Consider the following 22,359-nt stretch of genomic DNA (forward strand, 5'->3'; position numbering starts at 1 on the left):
CGTAGATGATATATGTTCAGTCCATGGGTCCACTGACCGGAGTTCGCGTCCTCGACGCCTCCACCATCCTCGCCGGCCCCCTGGCCTGTCAGATCTTGGGCGACTTCGGCGCCGACGTGATCAAGATCGAGCACCCGACGGCCGGGGACGGCATGCGCGGCCACGGACCGTCCAAGGACGGGGTCCCGATCTGGTGGAAGGAGGTCTCGCGCAACAAGCGCACCATCGGCCTCAGCCTGAAGGAGCCGGACGGCGCCGACATCTTCAAGGCACTGGCGGCCGAAGCCGACGTCGTGGTGGAGAACTTCCGGCCCGGCACCCTCGAACGCTGGGGCATCGGCCCCGAGGTCCTGCGGCAGCTCAATCCGGGCCTCATCCTGTTGCGGGTCACCGGCTTCGGGCAGGTGGGCCCCTACGCGGCGCGGGCCGGGTTCGGGACGTTGGCCGAGGCGATGAGCGGCTTCGCCCACCTCACCGGGCCCGAGGACGGACCGCCCACCCTCCCCGCCTTCGGCCTGGCGGACTCGATCGCCGGGATCGCCGCCTCCTCCGCCGTCTCGATGGCGCTCTACGCCCGCGAGCGCAACGGCGGCCAGGGGCAGGTCATCGACCTCAACCTGATGAACCCGATCATGACGGCGGTCGGGCCGGGCCCCACCGTCTACCAGCAGACCGGCGAGATCGGGATGCGGCACGGCAACCGCTCGACCAACAACGCTCCCCGCAACGCCTATCGCACCGGTGACGACCGCTGGGTGGCGATCTCCACCAGCGCACAGGCCATCGCGGAGAAGGTGATGCACCTGGTCGGTCATCCCGAGGTCATCCAGGAGCCCTGGTTCGCGACCGGGCACTCGCGCGCAGCGCACGCCGACGAGCTGGACGAGATGGTCGGCTCCTGGATCGGAGCCCGGACCCGGGACGAGGTGATGAACGCATTCACCGAGGCGGGTGCCGCGTGCGCCCCGATCTACTCCGCCCGCGACATCGTCGAGGACCCGCACGTACGAGAGACCCGGATGCTGCTCGAGGTCGAGGACGACGACCTGGGCAAGGTCCTGCAGCACAACGTCATGTGGGGGATGTCCGAGACGCCCGGGGAGATCCACTTCACCGGCCGCTCGCTCGGCCAGGACACCGACCAGGTGCTCACCGCCCTGGGCCTCGACGACGAGGAACTGACGCAGCTGCGCGAACGCCACGTGATCGCCTGACCAATCCGCCCCCGAACGACGAGGACGACGCCACACCATGACTGCTCTCCATCCGACCACCGGACAGCTTCTCGACGCCGTGAACGCCGGACTCCGGGTCCACGACCTCGGACGCACCCTCACCGTCGGCATGCCCCAGTCCCCCAACCACCCGGCGTACTGGCACGCGATGCCGCGTCGTCACGGCGACATGGTGCGGGCGGACGGCGGCTCGGCCGCGAACGACATGATCTCGATGGGCACTCACGTCGGCACCCACGTCGACGCCCTGGCCCACGTCTCCCAGGACGGCCGGCTGTACGGCGACGTCGACGCCGAGCAGGCCCAGGTCGGGGGCAGGTTCGCAGAGCACGGCGCGCACACCATCGCCCCGATGGTGCGACGCGGCGTCCTGCTGGACATCCCCGCCGTCCTCGAGGTGGAACGGCTCGAGCCCGGCCAGGAGATCACCGTCGACGACCTCGGCAGGGCCCTCGAGGTGCAGTGCACCGAGATCCGCACGGGTGACGTGGTGCTGATCCGCTCCGGCTGGGGGCAGCACTTCGACAACGGCGACGGCGACGCCTACCGGGGCCTGTCCACCGGCGTCCCGGGCGTCTCGGAGGCCGGGGCCTCATTCCTCGCCGACTTCGGGATCCATGCCACCGGTGCGGACACCATCGCCTACGAGCAGCTCAAGCCCGGCGCGGGTCACGGGCTTCTTCCCGCACACCGGGTGCTGCTGGTCGAGCACGGCATCTACATCATCGAGGCGCTCGACCTCGAGGGCCTCGCCGCGGCCGGCACGCACGAGTTCCTCTTCGTGATGTCGCCCCTGAAGTTCTTCGGCGCCACCGGCTCCCCGGTCCGACCGCTTGCCGTGGTCGGCGCATGAGTGCCTACTCCCCCGCCGCCAACGCCCGGCCGTCCGGGAACCCGACCGGCGAGACCGGCGGCGGTCCCACCCTCGCCCAGCAGCTGGGGGCGTTCGCCAGCCACGCGGGCCGCCACGGCGTCCCCGACGAGGTGGCGGCGTCGGTCTGCCAGCGCACCCTCGACGTCCTCGGACTCTGCGTCGCCGCCCACCGCCTGCCCACCTCGACAGCCGCGATCGGCCACGTGCTCGACCAGGGCGGCCACGCTCAGGCCACCATCGTCGGCGAGCCCACCCGGGTCAACGCCGCACAGGCCGCGTTCGCCAACGGGGTGCTCGCCCACTCCCTCGACTACGACGACACCCATCTCCCCTCGGTGCTGCATCCGAGTGCCTCGGTGGTCCCTGCCGCCCTCGCGGCAGCCGAGCACGCCGGCACCTCCGGGGAGCTGACGGTCCGCGCCATCGCCGTGGGCCTGGAGGTTGCCGTGCGGCTCGGGATGGCCGGCTACGACGCGCAGCTGGGCAACTCCGTCTACTTCGAGCACGGCCAGCACGCCACCTCGATCACCGGCGCCATGGGATCGGCGGTCGCTGCCGCCCTGGTCTACGGGCTCGACGAGCGCGGGGTGGTCGACGCACTGGGTCTGACCGCGTCCATGGCCGCGGGGATCATCGAGGCCAACCGCACCGGCGGGACCGTGAAGCGCCTGCACTGCGGCGTCGCCGCTCAGGCCGGCGTGACGGCGGCGCAGCTGGTGCGTCGCGGCTTCACCGGACCGCCCACCGTCCTGGAGGGCCGCTTCGGCTTCTTCCAGGCCTGGCTGCACGGTCAGTTCTTCCCCGAGGCGGTGACCGACGGTCTCGGCTCCACCTGGTCGGTGCCCGGCATCTTCTTCAAGCCGTACCCGGCCAACCACTTCACCCACACCACGGTGGACGCCGGGGCTGCCTTCCGCGCGCGCGGCATCACCTCCGACCAGGTCGCCTCCGTGGTGGTGGGGGTCGCCGGTTCGACGGTCCGGACCATCGGCGAGCCGATCGAGGTCAAGCGGACCCCGGAGACCGGATACCAGGCTCAGTTCTCCGGTCCCTACGCCTTCGCCGCCGGACTGCTCGGCGGCGGCGGCCTGGGCACCGCGCTGGATGACTACTCCGACGCCTTGGCCCAGGATCCGCTCCGCCGCGAGCTGATGGCCAAGGTCGACGTCGTCGCCGACGAGACGTGCAACGAGATCTACCCCTTCCAGTTCCCGGCGGTGGTCACCCTGACCACCATCTCCGGCGAGGTCCTTGTCGAGGAGGTGCTGGCCAACCGAGGTGGACCTGCCCGTCCGCTCTCCGAGGAGGAGCTGGCCACCAAGTTCCGCGACAACGTCGCAGGCCGCCTGTCCCCCGAGGCCGCCGCCGCCGTCCGCGACGACGTCCTCGCCCTGCACACCGCGACAGACCTGAGCGCCGTGCTCAAGCCGCTATCCGGATTCACACCCCAAGGAGAGTCCCTGTGACCGAGTTCGACGTCCTTCTCACCAACCTCACCGCAGTCCTGCCCGGCCACGAGGAGCCGCAGCGCGTCGACATCGGCGTCAAGGACGGCGTCTTCGCCCGGATCGAGGCCGACATCGACCCCGCGCTTGCCGATTCCGTGGTCGACGGCGGCGGCAAGGTGGCCTTCCCCGGGGTGGTCGACGCCCACCAGCACTGGGGGATCTACAACCCGCTGCCCGACGACGTGGCGAGTGAGTCCCGGGCCTGCGCCCAGGGCGGGGTCACCACCGCCCTGAGCTACATGCGCACCGGTCAGTACTACCTGAACAAGGGGGGCTCGTACGCCGACTTCTTCCCCGAGGTGAGGTCGCTCACCGAGGGCCGCGCGCTGGTCGACTACGCCTACCACCTGGCTCCGATGAGCAAGGAGCACATCGACGAGATCGGTTCCCTGGTCACCGACCACGGGGTCACCTCGTTCAAGGTGTTCATGTTCTACGGCAGCCACGGCCTGCACGGGCGGAGCTCGGACCAGTCCGAGTTCCTGATGACCCCCGAAGGGGAGCGCTACGACTACGCCCACTTCGAGTTCGTGATGCGGGGAATCCAGAAGGCCCGCGAGCAGAACCCCGAGATCGCCGACCAGATCTCGCTCTCGCTGCACTGCGAGACCGCCGAGATCATGTCGGCCTACACCAAGATGGTCGAGGAGGACGGCACGCTGACCGGGCTCCCCGCCTACAGCGCCTCCAGGCCTCCGCACTCCGAGGGGCTGGCGGTCACCATCGCCTCCTACCTCGCCCACGAGACCGAGCTGCCGACGATCAACCTGCTGCACCTCACCTCGCGCAAGGCCGTCGAGGCGGCGCTGACCATGGCGGCCGCGTTCCCGCACATCGACTTCCGTCGCGAGGTGACGGTCGGTCACCTGCTCGCCGACTGCGACTCCGCCCACGGTGTCGGCGGCAAGGTCAACCCGCCGCTGCGTCCGCGCGAGGACGTCGAGGCGCTGTGGGGCTATCTGCTGGACGGCAAGATCGACTGGGTGGTCTCGGACCACGCCTGCTGCAAGGAGGAGCACAAGTTCGGCGCGCCGAAGGAGGACGTCTTCCTCGCCAAGTCCGGGTTCGGCGGTGCGGAGTACCTGCTCGCCGGCATGGTCAGCGAGGGCGGCCGCCGCGGCCTGCCGTACGGCCGGATCGCGGAGCTGACCGCCACCAACCCGGCCCAGCGCTACGGCCTGGGGGCACGCAAGGGCGCGATCCGGGTCGGGATGGACGCGGACCTCGCACTGGTCGACACGGGGGTGACCTGGACGGTGCGCGCCGAGGACTCCCTCTCCGCCCAGGAGTACACGCCGTTCGAGGGTGCCGAGCTCACCGCCAAGGTGACCGACACCTTCCTGCGCGGCACCGCGATCATGACCGACGGCGTGGTCACCGACCAGGCGCCGACCGGGACGTACTTGGCCCGTCCGGCCCTCGCCCGCCCGCTGGCCACCACGGGGGACGGCACCGCGGTCAGCACGGGGGTCAGCACGGGGGTCAGCACGGGGGTCAGCGGCGCTCGATGACCAGGTGCGGCGACGCGAAAGGCGGCGTCAGCACGCTCGCCCGGGTCGCGCCGAACGGTGCCAGGTCCAGCTCGACGATCTGAGCGGCGCCACCCGAGCGCGCGAGCACCTCGTCCAGGTCGTCGGTCAGGACGACCAGCCCCAGCAGGCCTCGTCGTGGCGCGAGCGAGGCGCCCAGTAGCGAGCCACCCGCGTCCGCGGACAGTCCGTAGTCGACGATGTTGACGTAGGTCTGCCGGCGACTCGGGCCCACGGTGCTGGACCGGACCCGGAGCTCGGCGTCCACTTCCATCAGCTCGGAGAAGGACGCGTCAACGAAGTCGTACTCGTAAACCACTCCCCATTCGAAGACCTGCTCATACCAGGCGATCGTCGGTCCCGCCTCGCTGAGCGGCAACGAGATGCTCACCGGTTCGCTGGAGATCCGGTCGCGCACCTCGGCGAAGTCGGTGAAGAAGTCGGCGGGTCCGTGCAGGAACGCGGTCACCACGTTGTCGGGTCCCGGATGGTGGGCCTCTCGGAAACTGCCGTCAGCGGTCTCGTAGGACGCTTCCTTGGTGTGCATCGCGAAACCCGCGTCGCGGGCGTGGGCGACCGCGGCATCGAAGTCAGGGGCATAGAAGTCGATCACCCGGAAGGCGTCGCGGTGGATGCGGCTCTGCTCATCACGCACCGTCCGCGTCGCCTCGGGCAGATCCGAGTCGAAGCGGACGAGCAGCGCGCCCGCCTCGGCGCCGGGGGTCTGCAGCGCCGTGAGCGCGGTGGCGCACCGGGTCCCGAAGATCCGCTCCGTCGAGTGCGGGTCGAGCCCACTGCGGCCGGTGGCGGTCATCCCGAACACGTCGACCAGCAGAGCGGAGTGGGCATCGAGGGAGCTGACGGAGATCAACGGACCGTAGATCCTGGAGAGGGCCATGCGTATATTATATCGTCATGCCCCCTGCGGTCAGCACCACTCACGCCGTCGTCGTCGTCTCGTCGCCGCGCGGCGCTCCGGTCGCCGAGGACTTCGCCGTCACCGACGTGTCACTGCCTGCGCGCAGGGCCGACGAGCTGCTGCTCCGCGTCGACGTGCTCTCGCTGGATCCCTACCTGCGCTCCCTGCTGGGGACCGGCCACCTCGAGGACCCACCGGTGGCACCAGGTCAGGTGATGCCCGGTCGCAGCGTGGCCACCGTGCTCGAGTCCGACGACGCCTCCCTGCCGATCGGCACCCGAGTGCTGGCCGAGACCGGGTGGCGCGAGCACGCCGTGGTGCCGGTCGCCGGGGCCACCCGCGTGCAGGTCCCGCCCGGCGCCCCTGTCTCAGCCCTCCTCGGTGCGCTCGGCATGCCCGGTCTCACCGCGTACGCCGCCCACGTCAGACACCTGGCCCCGGAACCCGGCGACACGGTCGCCATCTCCTCCGCGACGGGCGGGGTGGGCTCGCTCGCCGGCCAGCTGGCCCGGCACGCTGGAGCGCGCACCCTCGGCATCGTCGGCAGCCGCGAGAAGGTCGCCCTGGCACGCTCCCTGGGCTACGAGGAGGTCGTGGTGCGCACCGACCCCGACTGGATCGACCAGCTGCACACGCTGTGTCCTGAGAAGATCGACGCCTACCTGCACATGGGAGACCAGGCCACCCTGGACGGGGTCGTCGAGCACCTCGCGGTCGGAGCCCGGGTCTCCCTGTGCGGCCTGATCGACCAGTCCAACGGCGCCCCCGCCACCCGCGTCCGGGCGGGCGCCTTGATGGCGGCTCGCGCCACCACCTACGGCATGGTCGTCTACGACCACGCCGACCTCGCCGCCGAGCACGTCGAGCAGGTGGGCGCGCTGCTGGCAGCCGGCTCCGTGCGACTGGTCGAGGACTCGTGGGCGGGGCTCGAGCAGGCGGGCGCCGCGTTCGAGGCACTGATGTCCGGCCGCAACCGCGGCAAGGTCGTAGTCCAGGTACACCGGGAGGGTGAATGACGAAGAACGTCGTGATCACAGGCAGCACCAAGGGGATCGGCCGGGCCATGGCCCGGGAGTTCCATCGCCGCGGACACAATGTCGTGGTCAGCGGACGGGACGGTGAAGCGCTGAGGTCCCTGGTGGCCGAGCTCGATGCCGCCGGTGGCGGGACCGTGGTGGGACATGAGGTCGACGTCACCGATCCGGAGTCCTTGGAGGCCCTCTGGGCTGGTGCCGCCGACAAGCTCGGCTCAGTCGACGTGTGGGTCAACAACGCCGGCGTCGCGCACACCACGCACTCGATCGTCGAGACCAGTGCGGACTCGGTCCGCACGATGGTGCAGACCAACATGCTCGGCACCGTGTTCGGCTCGCAGACGGCGGTGCGCGGGATGACCGCCCAGGGCCAGGGGCAACTCTTCAACGTCCTCGGCGGCGGCAGCGACGGCAAGCTCCGGCCCAACATGGGCGTCTACGGGGCCACCAAGCGCGGCCTGGACATGTTCACCAGGGCTCTCGCCAAGGAGGTGGAGGGGACCGGGGTCCGGGTGGGCCAGATCCGCCCGGGGATCCTGATCACCGACGGCTGGCTACGCGAGGCGGCCGCAGCCCCCGAGCAGGTCGCACAGCAGCGCCGGACCCTCAACATCCTGGTCGATCACGTCGATGAGGTGGCTCCCGAGCTGGTCGCCCGGATGCTGGGCAGCACCAAGAACGGCGACGAGATCGCCTGGCTCACCTCGGGTCGGCTGGCGATGCGCTTCATGAACCCCGGCTACGCGAAGAAGAACGACAAGCTGGCTCGCTACGGCCTCTGAGCCCAGCACGTCGCAGAAACAGCACTGGCCCCGACGGAAACCGTCGGGGCCAGTGGTGTCTCAGGGGCTAGTCAGGATCAGAGCTTGAAGGAGCCCTTGCCCTGCGATGCCTTGTGGGCAGTGTTGCCGGCATAGCTGGCGACGATCTTGTACTTGCCCTTCTTCAGCTTCTTGAGCGTGACCTTGCCGGTTCCGCCGTTGAGCTTCACGGTGACCGTCTTGAACTTCTTCTTGCCCGCCTTGACGACGAGCTTCACCTTGCCGGTCGCCTTGACCGCACCGCCGGTCACCGCGACGGAGAGCACGGCAGTCTTCTTCTTCTTGTTGACCTTGACCTTCACGGCCGTCTTGGACGGCGCAGCCACCACGGGCGGGACGGTCGGGGTGGGCGTCACGGTCGGCGTCACGGTCGGGGTGGGCTTGACCGTCGGCGTCGGGGTCGGCGTCGGGGTCGGCGTGGGGGTCGGCGTCGGAGCCACGGCCTTCGTGCAGAGGACCGGGTAGTCCGTGCCACCGGACTTCACGTTGATGTCGAGCGACTCGACCGTGACGGCAGCGGGGTCGCCGGCGCCGGTGCGGGTGCCCGAGAGCGCGGGCAGGGTGAAGGCGAGGTTGCCGTCAGCCGCAGGTGAGAAGGCGGTCGTGCCTGACAGGTTGACGACCTCGGAGCCGAGCTTCACGCCGAGCTTGACACCGATCTCCTGGACCTTGACGAAGGCCGGCATGCCCGGGCTGAACTTCTCGGACAGGGTGGCGGTCACGCCAGTGCCGGAGGTGGTCACGGTGGAGTTGACCTGGTAGGTCATCCCGAAGCCCATCGCCGTGCAGTCGAAGGCCTGTGAACCGGTGAGCACCACCGGCTTCGGCGCGCAGGTGAAGGCCTGGTTGTTCTGGACGGTGCCGCCGGGCGGGCCGTAGGGCACGTGCATGTCGATGGCCAGGTTCAGGGCCCCGATGCTCCCCGAGGCCAGGTCGGCGCTGGCGGTGCGCGTACCGGCCAGGGTGCCCAGCGGAACAGCAACGTTGCCGGCGTAGTAGGGCGCGGCGAAGTCGGTGTCCTTGGCGACCGTGACGGAGTCGCCGTTCAGGTTCAGCACGATGCTGGCATTGAGGCCGCGGACGCTGAAGTTGGCAGGCAGGCCGACCGGACCGACGTTGTTGCCCGTGACGGTCACGGCAGTACCGTCGGCGCTGACCTTCAGGTCCGCTGCGTAGGTGAAGGCGAGCGTCTGCCCTGCGGAGGACATCGTGCAGTCGAAGGTCCTGGAGAGCTCCAGTGCCGACGGGGCGGCCGCTGCGGAGCCGACCAGTCCTGGCGCCGCCAGCATCCCCAGCACCAGCGCGCCGGTTGCTGCCCCGGCGATTTTCGTGAAACGCATGGTTCCTCCTCGTTGGCCACAACCTTCGGGTGATGTGGCCTAGGTCTCAGAGCGATAAGATATACGATAGATGTCTTCGTGACTATGGCCGTCCGCAAACTTTCGTGACCTGAAACACTCCGGAAACAATGAGCCCCGGACGACGACGTCCGGGGCTCATCCGCCGCGCTCTGTGCCGACGTCGCCATCGGGCCAGGGTCAGCGCTGCCTAGCGACCACGAGTCGGGCCTGTCTGGCCACCGCCTCGTCGATCATCCGCCCGCGGGCGTCCAGCGCGACTCCCGAGCCGGCTGCCGCCAGCGCCTCGAGCAGTGCTCGGGCCTGCGCCACCGACTCGTCGCTGGGCGTGAAGACCTCGTTGACCGTGGCCACCTGGGCCGGATGGATGCAGGCGCGCCCGACGAATCCCATCCTCGCCAGGGCCTGCGTCGAGGCGCGCAAGGCGTCCAGGTCGCGGAAATCCGTGGAGACTGGAGCGATCGGTGGGGCGATGCCGACGGCGGCCGAGACCAGCACGACCTGCGAGCGCACCCACAGCAGCTCACGTTCGTCGGGTCCGAGCGTCACGCCCAGGTCGGCGCGCAGATCCGCCTCCCCCACCTGGAGCCGGTGCACCCGTGGAGCCGCGGCGATCTCCGCGGCACGCAGGATGGCTCCCGCGCTCTCCAGCAGCGGCACGATGCGAGCGCTGGACCCCAGCTCCTCGAGCAGCGCCGCCGCCGCCCGGACCTCGGCGGCCGACTCGGTCTTGGCCAGCGTCACGCCGGCCAGGCCCTCGGCGGTCGCGACGGCGCGGATGTCCTCCAGCGCGGCCGGACCGGGGTTGACCCGCACCCAGACCTCGACGTCGGTGGGTGGCAGCCCGTCGAGCCAGGTGGCCACCAGGTCGCGGGCCAGCGCCTTGCGGCCCGGGGCCACCGCGTCCTCGAGGTCCACGATCAGCTCGTCGGCACCACGGTCCAGCGCACCGCGCAGCTTCTCCGGCGCGTCCCCGGGGACGTAGAGCGCCGAGCGCGAGAGCCGCACCGCGCCCTCGGCCACAGGTCGCCTGGTGCCTGGTTCAGCCGACACGGGTCTCCCCCTTGATCAACGACTTCGCCACAACCGTGCGAAGGATGTCGTTGGTGCCCTCGCCGATGCTCATCAGGATGGAGTCGCGGTAGAGGCGCTCCACCTCGAACTCGGTGGAGTAGCCGTATCCGCCGTGCACCTTCATCGAGTCGATGGCGGCCTGCAGCGCCACCTCGGAGCAGAAGATCTTCGCCATCCCGGTGGCGCCGTCGGCGCGTCCGCTGCGCACGGCGTCGGCGGCCCAGTAGGCCATCAGCCGGGCCGCCTGGACCTGGGTGCCGAGCTCGCCGAGCTTGAGCTGGATGGCCTGGAACTCCGCGATCGGCTGCCCGAACGCCTTGCGCTCCTTCGCATACGACAGAGCCTCGTCATGGGCACGCTGCGCGATCCCCACCGAGCGGGCCGCGATGTTGACCCGGCCCCACTCCAGGGCGGAGAGCACCTGCTGCATACCGCGGCCCTCGACACCCCCGACCAGCTGGGAGGTCGGCACCCGCACGTCGTCGAGCACCACCTCGCACGACTCGGTGCCCTTGTAGCCGAGCTTGCCGATGTCCTTGGTGACCTCGAAGCCGGGCGTTCCGGCCTCGATCAGGAGCACGCTCATGCCCTTGTGCGCGGGCGAGGCGCTCGGGTCGGTCTTCACCAGGACCGGCAGCGGGTCGGCGTACCGGGCGTTGGTGATCCAGGTCTTGGAGCCGTTGACCACGTAGTGGTCGCCGTCCAGCCGCGCGGTGGTGCGGATGCCCTGGAGGTCGGTGCCCGCGTCGGGCTCGGTGAGGCCGATGCCGCTGCGGCGCTTGCCGGTGGCGAGCTCGGGGAGGTACTTCTGCTTCTGCTCCTCGGTCCCGTGCATGTGGATCAGGCGGCAGGCCAGCGAGTGGCTGCCCAGGATGCCGGCGATACCCATCCAACCGCGTGCCAGCTCCTCGAACACGAGAGCGAACGAGACCGGGTCCAGGTCGAGGCCCCCGTACTCCTCCGGGACCGTGATCCCGAACAGCCCCATCTCCGCCATGCCGGTGACGATCTCGGTGGGGTAGCGGCCGATCTGCTCCCACTCCCGGGCCACCGGGATGATCTCCCGGTCCACGAACTGCCGCAGCAGTGCCTTGAACTCGGCCTGGTCCTCGTTGAGCGTGAAGTCCATCTCTCCCTCAGATCTGTGTGGTGCGGGTGAAGTAGGCAAGGGCTCGACCGTCGTCCAGGTCGACCCAGTCGACGTCGACGGCGTCGCCGATCTGCCATCCGAGCTCCCCCGGCTCGGCCGGTTCGAGTCGGGTGAGCACGATCGGCCCTTCGGCCAGGCGGACCCGAGCCACGGTGTACGGCACCTGGAGCTCGGGTCTCGGCGCCCGATGGATGACGGTGAAGGAGTCGACGACGCCGGCACCTTCGGCGTCGACCTGGCTGAGGTGGTCCATGGAGCCGCACCCCGTGCACAGCGCCTTCGGCGGGTGCTGAGCGTGCCGACAGCTCGCGCACTGCTGGATGGTCAGCCGGTGCTCACCGGTCGCCTGCCAGTACGACGCGGTGTTCTCGTCGGGCGGCGGGACCGCACCCGGGAGCCAGTCCGTGGTGCTCATCGGTCCACCCCCAGGACGACGGTGGCGTGGGTGGAGAGGATGCCGCCGGTGCCGTGCGCCACGGCGATCTCGGCGTCGGCGACCTGACGGTCGCCACACTCGCCGCGGAGCTGGCGCACCGCCTCGACCAGCAGCAGGACACCGTACTGGCCGGGGTGGCAGTAGGAGAGCCCTCCACCGTTGGTGTTGAGCGGCAGCTCGCCGCCCGGGCGGATCCGGCCGCCCGCGATGTAGTCGAGCGCCTCCCCCTCACCGCAGAACCCGAGCGCCTCGACGCTCAGCGCGGCGGTGATGGTGAAGGAGTCGTAGACCTGGGCGACGTCGACGTCGTCCGCGGTGATGCCGGCACGGGAGTAGGCGTCGAGCACGGCCCCCCGCGCACCGGGGACGGCCAGGTCGGCGACCGCGGTGAAGGAGGTGTTCGTGGTCCTCTCGCCGTACCCGAGCACCTGGACCGGAGCCCTGGCCAGATCGCGCGCCCGCTCGGTGGAGGTCAGGACGACCGCGCCGCCGCCGTCGGTGACCAGGCAGCAGTCCCCAGCGGTGAGCGGCGAGGAGATCATCGTGGAGTCCACGACGTCGGACACGCTCAACGATCCCTTGCCGTGCCGGAACGCCTTCGGGTTGAGCAGTGCCCACTCCCGGGCGGCGATGGCGATCTCGGCCAGCTGCTCGCGGGTGCCGCCGTAGCGGTGCAGGTACGACTGCGCGGCCATGGCGTAGTAGGACAGCGGGTAGAGCATGTCGTAGGGCTCCTCGAAGGCCGCCTCCGGCACCCAGGGTTCGTGGACGCCCCCCATCCGCCGCGACCTGGCCGAGCGCTGGTTCGAGGCGAACGAGATCACCACCACCTCCGCCTGACCCGCCTGGATCGCCTGCGTGGCGCGGGCGAGATACATCTCGAACGCGCTGCCGCCGGCGAAGGTGGAGTCGGTCCAGGTGGGAACCACCCCCAGGTAGTCGGCCAGATGGGTGGCGGAGAACCGGGAGATGCCGTTGGTGGCGATGCCGTCGACGTCGGCCAGGGTCAGGCCCGCGTCGGCCAGCGCCCGCGTCACCGCCTGGGCCTGCAGCGTGAGGATCGAGAGGTTGGTGACGCCCAGGTCGCACTCGGCGGCGCCGGCGATCGCGACGCCTCCCACCGGGTCCGGCATCATCGGGTGGTCCCGGGGCCATCGGCCTGACCCAGCAGCACCACGGCGCGGGCGCCACCGGCCGCGAGCCGGTCCACCGAGCCGTCCTCAGCCACCACGACGACGCGCAGGTCGACCTCCAGCCGGCCGGCACTGGCCGCTGTCACCTCGCCCTCGCAGCGCACCGTCTCACCGGCGAAGACGAGGTTCTTGAAGGTGAAGGAGAGCTCCCGCACGAACGACTGAGGCCCGAGCCAGTCCTGAAGCTGCTCGACCAAGAGCGCCCCGAACACCTGCCCGTCGACCATCGGCGCAGGCAGCTTCTTCTCCGCCACGTACGCCGGGTCGTAGTGCGAGCGGTACCAGTCCCACGTCGCCCCGGCGTAGGCCACCATGTCGACCAGGGAGATCGTGCGCGTGAGCGGTGGCACCGGGTCTCCGACGACGATGGTCGACTGGTCGATGAGCTGCACGGAGCTCTCTTCGGCGCTCATGCCTTCTTCTCCAGTCCTACGAAGATGATCGTCTCGGTGTTCTCCGCGAGCGGCTCGCCCGCGTCGGTGGCGTAGCGCGCGGTCGAGGTGATGATCACCATCTCGTTCCCGGAGCCGGTGACCTTTCCGACCACGTCGTCGATCGACCAGGTGGCGACGATGATGTCCTCGGGACGCACCCGGCGGTGGAACAGATAGGCGTTGCCGCCCCGGACCTGCCGGGTGCCCGGGAGGTCCAGCCCCCAGGTGTGACCGGCGTAGCCGTCGGGGTCGATCGGCAGCCCGGCGTACTGGTTGGTCTCGCAGATCAGCGTCAGCGGCCAGGTGGCCCCGGCGAGACCCTGCTCGCGTGCGTAGGCGGCGTCGGAGTAGAGGGGGTTGTCGTCGCCCACCGCGAGACCGAAGTAGCGTCCGGCCGCGGCGCCGGCCGGGTCCGGCGCGGTGTAGGTGACGGTGCGGCCGCGCAGGGCCAGCACCTCCTCGGTGAGGAGCGAGTTCTCCATCAGGCCACTCCCCCGTCCTCGGGGAACAGTGCCGTCGGGAAGACCTCGAGCAGGAACTCCGGACGCAGCAGGCTGTGGCACAGCGCGCCGGTCGAGGCCGGCCACGGCGGCCCGAGCAGTCGTTCGCGCACCTCGGCCACGGCCTTGTAGTCGCCCACGGCCGACTCGACGCAGTACTCGGTGGTCTCCAGCAGGTGCTCGGGACCGAGGCCGGCGTGGTCCAGCAGGTGCAGGATCGCGCCGTACGTCGCCTCGGCCTGCTTGGCCAGGTCACCCTCGTGCAGGGCTTGCTGGGTGTCCATGTCCAGGGCCGCGAAGCCGGACATGAACAGGGTGCGCCCGGCCTTCACCCCCGGCGCGTAGCTCAAGGTGTCGTAGCGGGACCAGCCCGGGTTGACGATCTCGAGCGGGTGCCTGGAGGCGGTGACGTCGATGGCGACGAGCGCGCCGGGTGCGTGCAGCCGGCTCATCAGGATCCCGCCGGCACCGGGGTAGACGCCGGAGTCGTTGTTGCCCAGCAGCTCCTTGCGGACCCGGTGGGTCCCCCGGTAGACCGCACGGGTCTCCGGAGTGGAGTAGTCGTAGGTGGTGACGGCATGGCCGAGGGTGAGACCGACGGCCTCGAGCATCGTTCCGGCCTTCTCCAGCACGTAGCGGTACTGCGCCACGAAGTCGCCGGGAGCGACCAGGTCGCCGCGCTCGTCGATCGGGGTGACGGTCGGCAGGTAGACCACGCCGTCGGAGCCCTCCGTGATCGCGGAGGCCTGCCAGGTGCCGGCCTCACGGGCCTCGGAGGCCGCGCGCAGCTGACGTCCGCCTCCGGAGACGGCGTGCAGCTCGACCTCGATCCAGGCGGCTCGGCGGACCAGCCGCTCCACCACGACCGTGCGCACCGTCGGCCGCCGCCCGAGCAGCTCGGTGCGCACCCCGGCCGCGTCCTCGTAGGCGTGCAGACCGGCGACGGTGATGTTCTCGCTGACCCGCGTCACGTCGTCGGGACCGAAGCCTGCGGCAGCCAGGATCGCCAGGCACTTGGCGTACGCGATCCGCGCCTGCTGCTCCATGGTGCCCTCGACGGTCATCTTGCCGATCGACTCGTCGAGCCGGGCCGAGGTGTGCCCCGAGGTCCAGGCACGCTCACCCTCGGTGAGACCGAGGCAGAACGTGAACCCCTCGTAGGGGAACCAGTCGAAGTCGACGGGCTTGATCGCGGACAGGGTCATCGGGAGGCCTCCAGCGGGGGCGACGGGGCCGACGCGGCAGCGGCGGCCAGGGCGAGCATCTCGGTGAGGTCGGGCGCGGCGGCCAGACCCAGCAGGGCGTCGGACAGCGCCTGGGCGCCGGCCCCGACGTTGCCGGTGAACTTGGTGAGGAGGTCGGCGTCCGACAGCGCCGCCGAACCACCGCCGGGGCTGCGATCGACGTGTCCGGACAGGACCCGACCATCGGCAAGGGTGAGCTCGACGTCGCCGGCCGCATCGGCGGCCACGACGCCGTCGTCCTGGCCGACGGTCCAGGTGATCCGGGAGGCCAGGTCGCTGATCTCGGGCTTGGCGAGGTTCGCGACGGCGTAGGTCTCGATGCCGACGGCGCCCTCGAGCAGGAGCGCGGCCACGCTCCACGGCAGGCTGAACTTGGCGGCGTACGCGCTCGCCGGTCTCGTCAGGTCCCGGTCTGCCGCGCAGACCACGGCCGCGGAGTCAGGGTGCACCCGGGCGTGCACGGCCACCACGTCGGCGGCGGCTACCCCGGCCGCGGCCGGGCCCGCCAACGCCACCTGCGCGGCCGCCATCGTCGCGTGCGCGAGCTGGCAGGCGGGCCAGGGCTTGATCCCGATCTGAGTGGTCTGCCACGTGGCGGGCTCCTCGGCACCGAGGCCCCGCAGGATCACCCCGGTGTCGACCCGGCCCGCTGCCGCTGCACCCGAGGCGAGGGCGTCGTAGACACCGTGCGGCCCGTCGAAGACGGTCTCCGGTCCGGTGGCGCCGGCCGCCGCGAGGCGCGCGGCCAGCACGCCCGCCTGTGATGCGAAGCCGGGATGCAGCTGTTTCGTCGTGGCACCCGTGCCCAGGAAGGCGAGCAGCCCTCCGGCCTGGCTGCCGGCGATCCCGAGCGCGTTCGTCGTGCTGCCGGCGTCGAGACCCATCAGCCTCGCCGCCACCGCGGCCGAGGAGAAGACCCCCGCCACCATGGTCGCGTGCAGGCCTCCGGCGTGAAAGCCGTGCGGGGCGGCACCCGCGACGCGGCAGGCGATCTCGTAGCCGACCACCGCGGCGTCGATCACCTCGCGTCCGCTGGCACCGACCTGCTCGCCCACCGCGAAGGCCGCGGGCAGCACCACGGCCGTGGCGTGCACCAGCCCGCCGGCGTGGGTGTCGTCGAAGTCCAGGGCGTGCACCAGCGTCCCGTTGGCCAGCGCTGCGGCGGGTGCCGAGAGGCGCGTGCTCGTCCCGAGCACGGTCGACTCGGCGGGACCACCCAGTCCGGTGGCGACGCGGACCGCCGGGTCCGCGGCCCCGGACCTGAGCCCGGCCAGGGCGTTGCCGAGGCCGTCGAGGAGATGGCGCAGGGCTGCGCGCTCCACCGGGACCGGAACCGCCAGCGGACCGACGGCCCAGCGAGCAAGGTCGGGCGCGATCATCAGGCCTCGACCCGCTCCTCGCCGAAGGCTCCAGCGGTCCTGAGCTCGGCGATGCGCGCCTCGTCGTACCCGGCGACGTCGGTGAGCACCTCGGTGAAGTGCTCGTTGCGCTGGGGAGCCCGGACGTACTCGGGCAGCTCGGAGCCCACCCGGACCGGCGAGGCCACCTGCTTGACCGTGCCGTACCGGGGGTGCTCGGTCTCCACGATCAGGTTGCGCGCCAGGGCGTGCGGATCCTTCAGCGCGGCCTCGACGTCGTTGATCGGACCGCAGGGGACTCCGGCCGGGTAGAGCTTGGCGAGCCAGGCGTCGACCGTGCTCGTGGCGAAGATCGCCTCCAGCTGCGCGATCAGCTCCACCTGGTTCTGCTGACGCAGCGCGAAGGTGGCGTACGGCGACCCGGCCTGGGCCCACTCCGGGTGGCCGACGACGGCGGCGAGGCGCACCCAGAACTTCTCCTTGGCACAACCCACCACCAACCAGCCGTCGGACGCCTCGAAGGCCTGGAACGGCACCAGCGAAGGGTGCGCGGAGTGCCGGGTCCGGACCGGGGTGAAGCCGGCGTTGAGGTGCCACGTTGCCGGGTAGGTGAGCATGGACATGGCGGTGTCGTAGAGGCTGACGTCACAGTCCATGCCGATGCCGTCGCGCTTGGCGGCGTGCAGCCCGGACATCAGCGACAGGGCAGCCACGTAGCCCCCGGAGAAGTCGACCAGCGAGAGCCCGGACTTGGTGGGTGGGCCGTCCGGCTCGCCGGTGAGCTCCATCCAGCCGGCCAGGCCCTGCAGCACGTAGTCGTAGCCGGGCTCCTTCTGGCGTGGCCCGGTCATGCCGAAGCCGGTGAGCGAGCAGCACACGATCGCCGGGTTGAGGTGCTTGAGCTGGTCGTAGGTGATGCCGATCTTCTCCGGCACGTCGCCGCGCAGGTTGGAGTAGACGGCGTCGGCGTTGCGGACCAGGTCCTCGAAGACGGCGCGGCCGGCGTCCGTGGTGAGGTCGAGCGAGATGGAGCGCTTGTTGCGGTTGAAGGTCTCGAAGAAGAGTGAGTCCTCGTCCTCGGAGTACGGCGGCACGTACCGCCCGACGTCGCCTCCGGCGCGGGGGTCCTCGATCTTGATCACGTCGGCACCCAGGTCCGCCAGGTGCACGCTGCCGAACGGCCCCGCGCCGTACTGCTCGAGCGAGATGATCCTGATGTCCTCGAGCGGCTTGCGTCGGGTGGTCACTGGAGTCCTCCTGAGATGGCCGAGATGAGGCCGATGACCTCGTCCTGGGCGATGCGGATCTGGGCGGGCGTGAGCCCGTGGGTTGGGGCGGAGAGCTTGACCGCATCGGCCAGGCCCTCGTAGGCACCGAGCTGCTCGATGACCCGGGCGCGGTCGCCGTTGAGGGTCACCGCGTCCACCATCGCCGGGGTCACGACCTCGGCGAGGTGCTCGGCACCGCGGCCGCTGCGAAACGCCTCGACCACCCGCTGCTGGGCCTCGCCGAGGCCGTGGAAGGCGAAGAAGTCGGCATAGCTGCGCACGCTGGCGTAGAAGCCCACGTGGCCGCGCACGCGTTCGACGGCGGCGCGCGGGTCGCCGTCCACCGAGCAGCAGGCCGAGACCACAAGCTCGATGTCCTCGCGGCGGCGCCCCTCGACGGCATCGAGGCCGGCCTGGATCTCGGGCAGGATCCGCTCGGACAGGTAGGTCGGGGAGCAGAGCTCGTGGCTGATCCAGCCGTCGCCGATCCGGCCCGCGAGCCGGGTCATGGCGGGCCCCATGGCGGCCAGGTAGATCGGGATCTCCGAGCGCTGGGTGGGGTAGGGGCGCTCGTAGCCCCGGATCCGCATCGGCTCGAACTCACCGTCGAGCTCGATCGGCTCGCCGCTGGTGCAGCTGGCCACGAAGCGCCGTACGTTGCGCACGGTCTCGCCCAGGTGGCCGACCGGCTTGCCCCAGCGCGCGTTGTGCCAGTCCTCGTTGAGCCGTTGGACGCCGGTGCCGAGACCGAGCAGGAAGCGACCGCCCGAGAGCTCGTCCAGGTCGAGTGCCTCCAGTGCGGTGACCATCGGGCTCCGGGTGAAGGCCAACGAGATCGCGGTGCCCACCTGCGCCGTGCTGGTGGCCCCGATCAGGGCCGCGGCACTGACGGTGGCGCTGCGGTGCAGCTCGGGCACCCAGACCACCTCGGCGCCGGCCGCCTCGGCTCGACGTGCCGCATCCGCCAGCTCCTGGAGAGTCTCGCCCCACGGTGCGAAGGTGATCCTCACGCGTGCTCTTCCAGGCTGAGCGGGGTCCGGCCCTCGGGGAAGATCCCCTCGAGCGGCTCGGCACCGTGCTTGTAGACGTAGAACATGCGCTTGAAGGAGCAGACCTCGGCGCCGTCCTGGTTCAGGGTCCGGGTGCGGACGGTGACGATCCCGGCATGCGGGCGGCTCGCCGACTCACGCTTCTCCAGCACGATCGACTCGCTGAAGAGCGTGTCGCCGGCAAAGACCGGGTGCGTCATCTTGATGTCGTCCCAGCCCAGGTTGGCGAAGGCGTTCTGGGTCAGGTCGGTGACCGACTGGCCGACCGCGATGGCGACTGTCAGCGTGGAGACGACCAGCGGCTTCTTGAACTCCGACTTCGCGGCGTAGACCGAGTTGAAGTGCATCTGGTTGGTGTTCATGGTGAGCAGGGCGAACGAGATGTTGTCCTGCTCGGTCACCGTGCGGCCGAGCGGGTGCTGGTAGACGTCGCCCACCGCGAAGTCCTCGAAGAAGCGACCCTGCCAGCCCGGCTGGATGTTGCCTGCTGCTGGGGAGTCTTGGGCTGAGCTGGTCATGAGGGACCTTTCGTGGTGGTGACGGGGGCCGTCGCATGGAGGGTCTGGGTCGGCGGCACCTGGGCAAGGAGCAGGTCCGCGACGAGGGTGGGAGCGCTCAGCGGCGCGTCGTGCCCGGCGTCGAGGACCACGAGCTCGCGGCCCTCGGCGACGAGGCGGGCTCGCGTCGCAGCGCTGGGATAGGTGGGCGGCGTGTGCGCGCAGAACGCGTACACCTCGCGGACTCCGCTCGGGACGGCTGGCACCGGGTCCAGAGCAGGGCCGACCGGGCTGGCACACAGCCGGAGGTTGAGCCACGCCGCGGTCGCCTCGTCGTACTCCCCCGACTCGGTGTCGACCCCGCGGGCCGCGACGAACGCGGCCCGGTCGGGCAGCTCGGTGAGGTCGGGCCCGAGGTCCACCGCCCGCTGGCCGGGAGCCGGCACCGCCGCGTCGAGGTGCACCACACAGGCGATGCGGTCCGGGATGCGGGCGGCCACCGAGCTGGTGACCAGGCCGCCCTGGCTGTGGCCGACAAGCACCACGTCGCGCAGGTCCTCCAGCAGCAGCAGCGAAGTGATCTGGTCGGTCCACACGCCGAGCCCGGTGACATCACCGAGGCGCGCATGGTGCTCGCCCGCGCCGACCAGGCTGGGGGCGTGCACGTCATGCCCGGCAGCGAGCAGGTGGGGCCGGACCTGGCGCCATGCCCATCCCCCGCGGAACGCTCCGTGGACCAGGACGAAGCTGGTCATCTCGTGCCCTGCGGATCTGGTTCGTCGAGGACCACCTCGAGGTACTCACGCGGGTAGGAGTCGTAGGGCTCGAGATGCTCGTACATCAGCACGGTGTGCTCCACATACCTCGGCGCACGGGTGCATTCCTCATAGCTCTGGATCGAGTCGAACCAGCGCAGGTGCGTGAAGTGCTGGGGGTCCTCGACTCCCCGCACCAGGCGCCGACCGCGGAACCCGGAATGGTCGCGGAAGAACCGGCCGAACTCCGAGCTGAGCTCGATGTACGCCCGAGCGTGCTCCTCACCCGGCTTGGTCCGGGCCTGACTCACCACGACGATCATCTGCACCTCCTACCAGAATAGATCATATATCTATAGGGTGCGGTTGTGAGCAGCAGTAGGCAGACCAAGACCATCCACGAGTTCCTCGCGGACAACCCCGACGTCGACAACTCCGAGTTGTGGGCCAAGTTCTGGCAGATCCTCAGCGACGCCAAGGACCGCATCGTCGCCGAGCTCCCAGTGCGGCCGCACCCGGCCAGCGAGGGCCTGGACTACTGGGCCACCGACGACGGCAGCTACGAAGGTGCGATGAACACCTTCGCGGGTGACCTCGGAACCGAGGGACCCGCCGCGGAGTGGCTCGTCCACTCCTGGATCGGGAATCGCAAGAACTCGATCCTGGACATGAACCTCCAGGTCTGGCTCGGGCCCCAGATCGACGTGCCGCACCTGATCCTGGTGTTCGGCACCATCCCCCAGGTCTTCTTCTACTCCGAGTGCGTGGCCCGGCGAGACCTGATGGTCGATGCCGACTACCTCGGCCGCTACTACGAGCCCGAGAACGCGAAGTTCCTCGCCCTGCGCGGAGACGACCGCTTCACCTGGTCGGTCAGCCACGGCACCTACATGCGCGCCTTCCTCTCCCCGATCGCCCACTCCTACGTGGCCGAGCGCACCGATGACGTCGTGGAGACCCTGCGCCAGGTCGTGGACGACCGCGTCGACACCTGGCTGGGCTGGGTCCGCGAGGCGTTGGCGACCCCGGTCGAGGAGCGAGACGCACTGCGCCGTCGCGACCACACGGTTCGCACCCTGGGCTACACCCTCGACCCGATGAACGAGCTGTCCAAGAAGTTCCTGGGCGCCGAGCGGGTCGACGAGCTGGTCGCGGTCCGCGCCGGCTTCACACAGATGGAGGAGAACGCATGAAGGTCCTTGTCATCGGAGCCGGGTTCGTCGGCTCTGCCGTGGCCACCCAGCTGACCGGCCTCGGCCACGACGTGACGGTCACCGCGACGAGCGAGGAGAAGGTGGCCACCCTCAGGGAGCGCTTCCGCCAGGCGGTCGTGCTGCGCGGTTCGGACGAGCCCTCGGTCCGGGCGGCCGTGGCGGGCCAGGACGTGGTCGTGATCACGGCCGGCCCGTCGGCCCAGGGCTCGATGACCCCTGAGGGCCGCGCCAAGACCTACCACGACGTCCTGGTCCGCACGGCGGAGAACGTGGTCGCCGCGGCCGGGCCCGAGACCCGGCTGGTGGCCCTCTCCTCGCTGTCGGTGTACGGCGACGCAGCCAACGACCTTGACCTGATCGACGAGACTTCTGCGGTGACCGCGTCCTCGGACCCGAGCCCGAGCAACTTCCTCGCCATGGAGCGGGTCTACGCCTCGACGGGTGATCGCGCGACGATCTTCAGGTGCGGCGACATCTTCGGCGCCGGCGACCCGCCGATCGCCGAGAAGGTCGCGATGGCCCACCAGTACCTCGGTGGCTCCGTGCCGTTCTCGGGCGACGCACTCCTCTACCGGTTGCACGTCGACGACGCCGCCGACGCAGTGGTGCACGCGGTGCACAACGAGATCGGCGGGATCTTCAACCTCACGCACGCCGACGTACCTCCGACGAATGCACGGCTCTTCGACCAGCTCTCTGCCGAGCGGGGACTGCCCTCGTTGGAGTACCGCGGCGAGATCGCCTCCCCGTCGTCGCCCATCTCGGTGGAGCGCCTGACCGAGACCGGCTTCAAGGCGTCGAGGTCGTTCGACCCGGCCCTGGCCGAGTTGCGCTGACCTGGCTGGGCCCCGGGACGGTGTGTCCCTGCGACAACCAACAGTGGCGTTGGGCAACAACCGTTGCCCAACG

General features: G+C 70.4%; 23 protein-coding genes. 8 read left to right on the forward strand and 15 right to left on the reverse strand.

What is annotated here, in order from left to right:
- Positions 1-23 precede the first annotated feature (23 nt).
- From C5H89_RS09785 to C5H89_RS09800, 4 genes are read left to right on the forward strand one after another with little or no spacing between them, the layout of a single operon-like run.
- Entirely contained in the window at positions 24-1,214 is a 1,191-nt protein-coding gene (locus C5H89_RS09785) for a CoA transferase (RefSeq protein ID WP_104106780.1), read from the forward strand.
- Positions 1,215-1,251: 37 nt separating this feature from the next.
- Positions 1,252-2,088, forward strand: a complete 837-nt coding sequence (locus C5H89_RS09790) for a cyclase family protein (protein WP_104106781.1) — start codon at positions 1,252-1,254, stop codon at positions 2,086-2,088.
- A complete protein-coding gene (locus tag C5H89_RS09795) occupies positions 2,085-3,575 on the forward strand; it encodes an MmgE/PrpD family protein (RefSeq protein ID WP_104106782.1) in 1,491 nt (496 codons plus the stop codon). The genes C5H89_RS09790 and C5H89_RS09795 overlap by 4 nt, the downstream gene beginning before the upstream one ends.
- Positions 3,572-5,128, forward strand: a complete 1,557-nt coding sequence (locus C5H89_RS09800) for a dihydroorotase family protein (RefSeq protein WP_104106783.1) — start codon at positions 3,572-3,574, stop codon at positions 5,126-5,128. Before C5H89_RS09795 ends, C5H89_RS09800 begins: the two co-directional genes overlap by 4 nt.
- Here C5H89_RS09800 and C5H89_RS09805 read toward each other — a convergent pair.
- Entirely contained in the window at positions 5,112-6,044 is a 933-nt protein-coding gene (locus C5H89_RS09805; RefSeq protein WP_104106784.1) for a hypothetical protein, read from the reverse strand. The genes C5H89_RS09800 and C5H89_RS09805 overlap by 17 nt on opposite strands.
- Before the next feature lie 17 nt (positions 6,045-6,061).
- Here C5H89_RS09805 and C5H89_RS09810 point away from each other — a divergent pair, with 17 nt between their 5' ends.
- Both C5H89_RS09810 and C5H89_RS09815 read left to right on the forward strand, forming a co-directional pair.
- Positions 6,062-7,081: an NADP-dependent oxidoreductase gene (locus C5H89_RS09810; protein ID WP_104106785.1), complete on the forward strand. Its 1,020-nt coding sequence runs from the start codon at positions 6,062-6,064 to the stop codon at positions 7,079-7,081.
- Entirely contained in the window at positions 7,078-7,881 is an 804-nt protein-coding gene (locus tag C5H89_RS09815; RefSeq protein WP_104106786.1) for an SDR family oxidoreductase, read from the forward strand. The genes C5H89_RS09810 and C5H89_RS09815 overlap by 4 nt, the downstream gene beginning before the upstream one ends.
- Positions 7,882-7,958: 77 nt before the next feature.
- Here C5H89_RS09815 and C5H89_RS09820 read toward each other — a convergent pair whose 3' ends face one another.
- The 14 genes from C5H89_RS09820 to C5H89_RS09885 all read right to left on the reverse strand — a co-directional run bounded on the left by C5H89_RS09820 (position 7,959) and on the right by C5H89_RS09885 (position 20,559).
- Complete coding sequence (locus C5H89_RS09820; RefSeq protein ID WP_104106787.1) at positions 7,959-9,260, reverse strand: Ig-like domain repeat protein; 1,302 nt, start codon at positions 9,258-9,260, stop codon at positions 7,959-7,961.
- A 198-nt stretch (positions 9,261-9,458) separates the two neighbouring features.
- On the reverse strand, positions 9,459-10,331 hold the full coding sequence (locus tag C5H89_RS09825; protein ID WP_240181791.1) for a CoA ester lyase: 873 nt from the start codon (positions 10,329-10,331) through the stop codon (positions 9,459-9,461).
- On the reverse strand, positions 10,321-11,481 hold the full coding sequence (locus C5H89_RS09830; RefSeq protein WP_104106788.1) for an acyl-CoA dehydrogenase family protein: 1,161 nt from the start codon (positions 11,479-11,481) through the stop codon (positions 10,321-10,323). Before C5H89_RS09830 ends, C5H89_RS09825 begins: the two co-directional genes overlap by 11 nt.
- A gap of 7 nt (positions 11,482-11,488) precedes the next feature.
- Entirely contained in the window at positions 11,489-11,917 is a 429-nt protein-coding gene (locus C5H89_RS09835; protein WP_104106789.1) for an OB-fold domain-containing protein, read from the reverse strand.
- On the reverse strand, positions 11,914-13,074 hold the full coding sequence (locus tag C5H89_RS09840; RefSeq protein ID WP_240181792.1) for an acetyl-CoA acetyltransferase: 1,161 nt from the start codon (positions 13,072-13,074) through the stop codon (positions 11,914-11,916). The genes C5H89_RS09835 and C5H89_RS09840 overlap by 4 nt, the downstream gene beginning before the upstream one ends.
- Positions 13,071-13,544: a MaoC/PaaZ C-terminal domain-containing protein gene (locus C5H89_RS09845; RefSeq protein ID WP_104106790.1), complete on the reverse strand. Its 474-nt coding sequence runs from the start codon at positions 13,542-13,544 to the stop codon at positions 13,071-13,073. Before C5H89_RS09845 ends, C5H89_RS09840 begins: the two co-directional genes overlap by 4 nt.
- Positions 13,541-14,047: a MaoC family dehydratase N-terminal domain-containing protein gene (locus tag C5H89_RS09850; RefSeq protein ID WP_104106791.1), complete on the reverse strand. Its 507-nt coding sequence runs from the start codon at positions 14,045-14,047 to the stop codon at positions 13,541-13,543. Before C5H89_RS09850 ends, C5H89_RS09845 begins: the two co-directional genes overlap by 4 nt.
- Complete coding sequence (locus tag C5H89_RS09855) at positions 14,047-15,270, reverse strand: RidA family protein (protein ID WP_104106792.1); 1,224 nt, start codon at positions 15,268-15,270, stop codon at positions 14,047-14,049. Before C5H89_RS09855 ends, C5H89_RS09850 begins: the two co-directional genes overlap by 1 nt.
- Entirely contained in the window at positions 15,267-16,688 is a 1,422-nt protein-coding gene (locus C5H89_RS09860) for an MmgE/PrpD family protein (protein WP_104106793.1), read from the reverse strand. The genes C5H89_RS09855 and C5H89_RS09860 overlap by 4 nt, the downstream gene beginning before the upstream one ends.
- Positions 16,688-17,914 (reverse strand): CoA transferase, encoded by a 1,227-nt coding sequence (locus tag C5H89_RS09865; RefSeq protein ID WP_104106794.1) that lies wholly within the window; start codon positions 17,912-17,914, stop codon positions 16,688-16,690. The genes C5H89_RS09860 and C5H89_RS09865 overlap by 1 nt, the downstream gene beginning before the upstream one ends.
- The gene (locus tag C5H89_RS09870; protein WP_104106795.1) at positions 17,911-18,945 is read right to left on the reverse strand and encodes an LLM class flavin-dependent oxidoreductase; all 1,035 of its coding nucleotides are present in this window, start codon (positions 18,943-18,945) and stop codon (positions 17,911-17,913) included. Before C5H89_RS09870 ends, C5H89_RS09865 begins: the two co-directional genes overlap by 4 nt.
- Complete coding sequence (locus C5H89_RS09875) at positions 18,942-19,502, reverse strand: MaoC family dehydratase (protein WP_104106796.1); 561 nt, start codon at positions 19,500-19,502, stop codon at positions 18,942-18,944. Before C5H89_RS09875 ends, C5H89_RS09870 begins: the two co-directional genes overlap by 4 nt.
- A complete protein-coding gene (locus C5H89_RS09880; protein ID WP_104106797.1) occupies positions 19,499-20,236 on the reverse strand; it encodes an alpha/beta fold hydrolase in 738 nt (245 codons plus the stop codon). Before C5H89_RS09880 ends, C5H89_RS09875 begins: the two co-directional genes overlap by 4 nt.
- Entirely contained in the window at positions 20,233-20,559 is a 327-nt protein-coding gene (locus C5H89_RS09885; RefSeq protein ID WP_104106798.1) for an antibiotic biosynthesis monooxygenase, read from the reverse strand. Before C5H89_RS09885 ends, C5H89_RS09880 begins: the two co-directional genes overlap by 4 nt.
- Before the next feature lie 45 nt (positions 20,560-20,604).
- Between C5H89_RS09885 and C5H89_RS09890 the strand changes: the two genes are divergently transcribed.
- Entirely contained in the window at positions 20,605-21,429 is an 825-nt protein-coding gene (locus C5H89_RS09890) for a hypothetical protein (RefSeq protein ID WP_104106799.1), read from the forward strand.
- Positions 21,426-22,286, forward strand: coding sequence for an NAD(P)-dependent oxidoreductase (locus C5H89_RS09895; RefSeq protein WP_104106800.1), 861 nt, complete (start codon positions 21,426-21,428; stop codon positions 22,284-22,286). The genes C5H89_RS09890 and C5H89_RS09895 overlap by 4 nt, the downstream gene beginning before the upstream one ends.
- The last annotated feature ends 73 nt before the right edge of the window (positions 22,287-22,359 follow it).

The organism is Nocardioides sp. 616 (assembly GCF_002930065.1).
In the GTDB taxonomy this organism is placed as follows: domain Bacteria; phylum Actinomycetota; class Actinomycetes; order Propionibacteriales; family Nocardioidaceae; genus Nocardioides; species Nocardioides houyundeii.